Annotated in this window: 6 protein-coding genes; 1 reads left to right on the top strand and 5 read right to left on the bottom strand. The window is 58.5% G+C overall.

The features are described from left to right. Positions 1-22: 22 nt before the first annotated feature. The 5 genes from AD930_RS00140 to AD930_RS00160 form a co-directional block, all read right to left on the bottom strand. A complete protein-coding gene (locus AD930_RS00140) occupies positions 23-739 on the bottom strand; it encodes an SIMPL domain-containing protein (RefSeq protein WP_061504679.1) in 717 nt (238 codons plus the stop codon). After that, the gene (locus tag AD930_RS17570; RefSeq protein WP_156476771.1) at positions 739-1,077 is read right to left on the bottom strand and encodes a hypothetical protein; all 339 of its coding nucleotides are present in this window, start codon (positions 1,075-1,077) and stop codon (positions 739-741) included. Before AD930_RS17570 ends, AD930_RS00140 begins: the two co-directional genes overlap by 1 nt. Before the next feature lie 96 nt (positions 1,078-1,173). Next, the gene (locus AD930_RS00150; RefSeq protein ID WP_061504681.1) at positions 1,174-2,643 is read right to left on the bottom strand and encodes a HAMP domain-containing sensor histidine kinase; all 1,470 of its coding nucleotides are present in this window, start codon (positions 2,641-2,643) and stop codon (positions 1,174-1,176) included. Next, entirely contained in the window at positions 2,640-3,317 is a 678-nt protein-coding gene (locus AD930_RS00155) for a response regulator transcription factor (protein WP_043553589.1), read from the bottom strand. Before AD930_RS00155 ends, AD930_RS00150 begins: the two co-directional genes overlap by 4 nt. Before the next feature lie 72 nt (positions 3,318-3,389). Further along, entirely contained in the window at positions 3,390-4,556 is a 1,167-nt protein-coding gene (locus tag AD930_RS00160; RefSeq protein WP_061504682.1) for an AI-2E family transporter, read from the bottom strand. 153 nt (positions 4,557-4,709) lie between these two features. On the opposite strand from AD930_RS00160, the gene AD930_RS00165 reads away from it, so the two are divergent. Beyond that, positions 4,710-5,177: MFS transporter (locus AD930_RS00165; protein ID WP_156476772.1), on the top strand; the 468-nt coding region annotated here is incomplete at its 3' end.

Consider the following 5,177-nt stretch of genomic DNA (forward strand, 5'->3'; position numbering starts at 1 on the left):
AGCCTTAGCCTTAGCCTTAGCGTTACGGCGCCAGCAGCACCGTAGCGTTGGCGGTGGCCCGCACGGTCTGAACTTCTGCGGTGCTGGACGGCGGAGGGGCACTGTCTGCAGGCCCACGTGCGGCCATAGCCATCATCATGACTGGGCGCGGGAATCCGCCGTTGGACATGGAAACGGTGGCAAAGCGCACCACATGCAGGCCAAGAGAGGCCGCCAGCGTGTCAGCCTGCTTTTTCAGATCCTCCACAGCGTTTTTCTCAGCTTCCAGCATCAGTTTCTTCTGGTTCTCCGGGGAGAGTGACCAGGACAGGTCTTCCAGCATCAGCCCTTCACCCTGCAGGGCACCTGTGAGCGGCAGCAGGCCTGAGCCATCGGGCGCAGTAAAGGTCAATGCCTGCGAGGCGGTCCATGAGGCTGGGGCTTTGTCCGGTCGATTTTCCGAAACGGAATATTGCAGCACGGCGGCTTTGACCCCGGCTGTCCTGGCAGACTGCTCAACCGCGTTATGGACCAGCGTATTCACGGCCTTCTGGGCTGCGGCGGCTGTTTTATCGCGGCTTTCCGCACGGAAGCGGGCAATAAGCTGGTCTGGTGCGGCCTTGATGGAGCCGGAACCGCTGACTTCCAGACGGGTATAACTGTCTTCCGGTTTACTCTGAGCAAAAGCCAGCGCCGGGGTAACGGCGGTCAGAGCGAGGGCGAGAGCACTCAGGCTGGTGATGCGGGATGAGAGGCGCATTAAGGCGTTGTCCTTTTCAGACTGACGATGGCGCGCCGCAGCCGGATAAGTCCGGGGCGGACCAGTCCGTGACGGCAAAGGTCGGTCCCTTCTTCCCGCAGCTGACTGACCGCACGGGGGAGCGCACCATTATGATAACTTTCAATGACACGAGACAGCCTCAAGCAAAAGGCAACGCTGTCTGACGTAATCACCACAGGTTTGGGTGATGGCAGTGCAGGCATGATGCGTCGCCCCTCAACCGGGGGTGATGATGTGAGAACCGCTTGTGCTGGAAGCCGGGTGGAAATGGCTGTTGTCGCGATACTTCCTAACGTCAGCACCAGGGCAAGAGGCAAGGATCGTCTCATTTGTAAAAATTTTTAAGGAGACAGGTGTCTTTTTCAAGGCAAAGATGCGGTTGTAAGGACGTATTTATATCAAATGTGCATGAATTAAGGGTGTGCAGCACGGGATTGTGCCGGCACGGTTTCCGCATCGGGGAGCGGAATTTCAATGCGGGTTATCAGTCCGGGTGTGTTGGAGGCGAGCTGTAATTTCCCATCATGCAACTGCACAATAGCCTGCACCAGTGACAGGCCAAGGCCGGAGCCGGGGGTGTTTCTGGCCTGTTCCGCCCGGAAAAACCGCTCAGAGGCGCGGGCCATATCGGCCTCGCTCATTCCAATGCCTTCATCCGTCACACTCAGCCTGAGCCGCTTGCCACGGCTACCGTCTGTGCGCCGCGCAGTGGAGAGAACTTTTGCGGAAAGAGTGATGGTGCCGTGAGGGGGCGAAAATTTGATGGCGTTATCCAGCAGATTAGCCACGGCCTGCTGGAACATGGCCCGGTCCCCAAAAAAGGGCAGATGGTCTGGCAAGTGCTGCACAAAGCGTAGCCCGTGTTCTTCCGCCACGGCTTCATACAGTTCGCACACATCCTGAAGGGCCGGGATCAGGTCAAACAGGACAAAGGCAGAGCGGCGCGCGCCGGATTCAATCTGGGCAATACGCAGCAGGGCTTCACAAATGGATGTCACATTGTCCAGATTGCCAACAGCCTGTTCAATGGCAGCCCGGAGTTCGTCCTCATTTTTAGCGTGCAGGGCCGCATCTTCCAGCTGTGTGCGGGCACGGGTGATAGGCGTGCGCAGGTCATGCGCAATGGCATTGGACACCTGACGAACACCGTCCATCAGGCGGCTGATGCGCTCCAGCATTTCGTTAATGGTGATGGCGATTTCATCCAGCTCATCATCCGAGCCCTGCACGGGCATGCGGCGTGACATGTCTCCATGGGTAATGGCCTGCGTGGTGCGGCTGATGGAGTGGATGACGTGGCGGAACAGGCGGCGGACCAGCCAGCCTCCGCCAATGGCCAGAAGGGTGACCATAACGCACGCCCACAGGAGTGTGTCGGTCACGATCTTGCGCAGCAGCGTGCGGCCGCTGATGTCCCGCCCTATGAGCAGGCGATAGCCATTGGGCAGGGCATACGCCCGGACCTTGGCCATATCCTCTGTATAGGAACGTTTGACTGGCATGGTGAACCAGTGATCGTTGATGGTAATCTGCCTCGGCCATTCCGCCAGATTACCGGCAACCCATTTGTTGTCTTTGTTGACGAGCAGATACAGGGCATTGTCATCAATGTCCTGTTCCAGTCTGTCATCAATAATCATGGTCAGGCCAGTGGGGCCGCCTTCTGACCAGATGTTGAACAGAGCGCGGGAATCCGTCGTGATGGCCTGCTCAACCCGGTGTTCAAGCAGGCCAACTGTTCCCCACCAGATAAAGGAGAGAAACAGCACGGCGGAGCAGACAAAAAGCGTACCGTAAACCAGTGCAAACCGTAAGCTGACGGAGCGCAGGCCTAAAAGGCCTGACTGTCGGCTGGCGGGCGCAAAGGCTGCGGGTTTGCTCATTCCTGCAGCATATACCCCGCGTTCCGGATGGTGTGGACCAGCGGACGGCCAAAGGGTTTATCAATTTTCTGGCGCAGGCGAGAGACGTGCACGTCAATCACATTGGTCTGCGGGTCAAAGTGATAATCCCACACGCCTTCCAGCAGCATAGTGCGGGTAACGACCTGCCCGGCATGGCGCATCAGGAATTCCAGCAGTCTGAATTCACGCGGCTGGAGGTCAATCTTCTGGCCAGCGCGTTTGACGCCACGGGCGAGCAGATCAATTTCCAGATCCCCGACCATCAGGCGCGTCTGCGGCTGGGCCTCGTTCCGGTTGCGCCGGACGAGGGCTTCAAGACGTGCCTGGAGTTCACTGAAAGAGAAAGGCTTGGTGACGTAATCATCGCCACCAGCCTTCAGGCCAGCAACCTTCTCGTCCACTTCCGCCAGAGCGGACAGCAGCAGAACAGGGGTGACGTTGTTCTGCCGCCGCAGCGTTTCGAGAATATGAATGCCGTCCACCCCGCCAGGAAGCATCCTGTCCAGAATGATGATGTCGAAATTCTCGTTGGTGGCGAGTGACAAACCATCCTTGCCGTTTTCAGCCTGCTCAACCAGATGCCCGGATTCGGACAGGCCTTTAGCAATGAAAGTTCTGACTGTTTGGTCGTCTTCAACAAGAAGAATGCGCATTTCGGGACCCAGACTCCGGAAGTGATTACCAAATTCTTACGGTGTTCCTACCGGTTTGTCACGAGGGAGTTTTTATACGCGTTCGTCATCTGAGAGGGGGGGCGTCAGTCCGTCGAAAATGGAGAGGAGCGCTGCCGTTAAAGGGGAGGCGAAAATCAGGCCGGGGAAGCCCAGAATGGCGCCAAACAGGGTCTGAGACAGTACGGTGATGGCGGGCGGCATCTGCACGGCATGGCGCTGAATGACAGGAGCCAGCACGTTGCCTTCAAAAAACTGAATGACGCTGTAAAGCACGGCCACCATGATGGTTTCCCGCGTGCCCAGAGACAGAGCCAGAAGCAGGGCCGGCACAGCGCCCATAATCGCGCCGATATAGGGGATGAAGTTACACAGCCCTGCCAGCACACCCAGCGCCAGAGCCAGCGGCACGCCAATAAACCAGAGGCCAACGCCGGAGAGAACACCCACCACCAGCATGTCCAGAGACTGTCCGGCCACCCAGGCCCACAGGGTCTGGCTGGCGTGGAGCATCAGCGTCCGGGCTCTGGGCCGCTGGCCGACAGGCACCAGCCGCAGTGCGCCGTTGGCATACAGACCCGGGTCCATGGCGAAATACAGTCCGGCAATCAGGATCACCACAATCGTGCCTGCCGCGCCAAAGGCGGAGCCGAGGATGCCGGTCATGGAGCCTGCAATGCGGGACCCGAGCGAGGCAAGGCTGCTGCCGCTGCCACCCTGATTGCCGCCGAGGGAGGCTGGCAGATAATTCAGGATCATCTGGCCGGTCGGGCTAGTCTGCAAGGTTGCGCGCAGAGAGGCTTCCTGCTGGCGCAGGGCGTCCTGCAGTTTTGCGGCCTCGCTAACAATTGCGGGACCACTGCCCCAGATCAGCAACCCAACCGCCGCTATCAGCGCGGCGACGACCGCTGTGAGGGACCAGCCGTAGGGCAGGCGCAGGTGTTTAACCAGAATTTTGGAAAGCCCATGCAGCACAACCGCAAACAGGGTTGCCGCAAACAGAATGGTCAGCACATCTCCCAGCAGCCACACCATCAGCCCAATAACGGTCAGGCCCAGTGTGAGGCGCAGAATATGGGTAATGCTGCCCAGCCATCCGGCGCTGTTATCCGTATTGTCATCAGTCAGGGGGCAGGCGGGAGGCTGAGTTGAACCCTGATCGCCCTCAGTTTGCGCCGAGGGAGTGTTACAATCAGGAGGAGAGACTGAGGCGGACGTCATGGAAGAGAGATCTTTCAGAAATGAGAAGGACTACGTAACGGCTGATCTGGATTTTGGTGACACGGGACAGTACATATTTTTATACGTTCTGTAATGAAATGTTCCGATTGAGACTATTCAGAAAAATTTGGACGTTGAGGAGTGAGAGTAGAGATGTCAGGCGGGAACGACGGAGGCCTTCAGGCGGCCTCAAAAGCCATTCTCGCTTTTGCGGTGGGGACATTTGCAATCGGAACCGGCGAGTTCGCAGCGATGGGGCTTTTGCCTCAGATGGCGGACAGTCTGCATGTTACGGTGCCACAGGCTGGCGGGGCGATTTCCGCTTATGCGCTGGGTGTGGTGGTTGGGGCACCTCTGGTGTCTGTGGTGGGGGCCGGGTTTTCTCGCCGTTCCCTGATGGTGGTGCTCATGGCGTGGTTTGCCGTAACAAACTGCCTGAGCACCTTTGCGACCTCTTTGCATATGCTGGAGGTTGCCCGCTTTATTACCGGTCTGCCGCATGGCTCCTTTATGGGGGTGTCGGCTCTGGTTGCGGCGGGGCTGGTTGAGCGTGGCTATCGGGGGCGGGCTGTGGGGCGCGTTTTTGCGGGCATGACCATTGCCAATATCCTCGGCGCGCCC

This window comes from Acetobacter malorum (assembly GCF_001580615.1).
GTDB lineage: Bacteria > Pseudomonadota > Alphaproteobacteria > Acetobacterales > Acetobacteraceae > Acetobacter > Acetobacter malorum.

What these genes read in the sequence shown, in the direction of transcription:
- AD930_RS00140 (WP_061504679.1), bottom strand. Translation starts at nt 739, where the DNA reads ATGCGCCTCTCATCCCGCATCACCAGCCTGAGTGCTCTCGCCCTCGCT.
- AD930_RS00150 (WP_061504681.1), bottom strand. Translation starts at nt 2,643, where the DNA reads ATGAGCAAACCCGCAGCCTTTGCGCCCGCCAGCCGACAGTCAGGCCTT.
- AD930_RS00155 (WP_043553589.1), bottom strand. Translation starts at nt 3,317, where the DNA reads ATGCGCATTCTTCTTGTTGAAGACGACCAAACAGTCAGAACTTTCATT.
- AD930_RS00160 (WP_061504682.1), bottom strand. Translation starts at nt 4,556, where the DNA reads ATGACGTCCGCCTCAGTCTCTCCTCCTGATTGTAACACTCCCTCGGCG.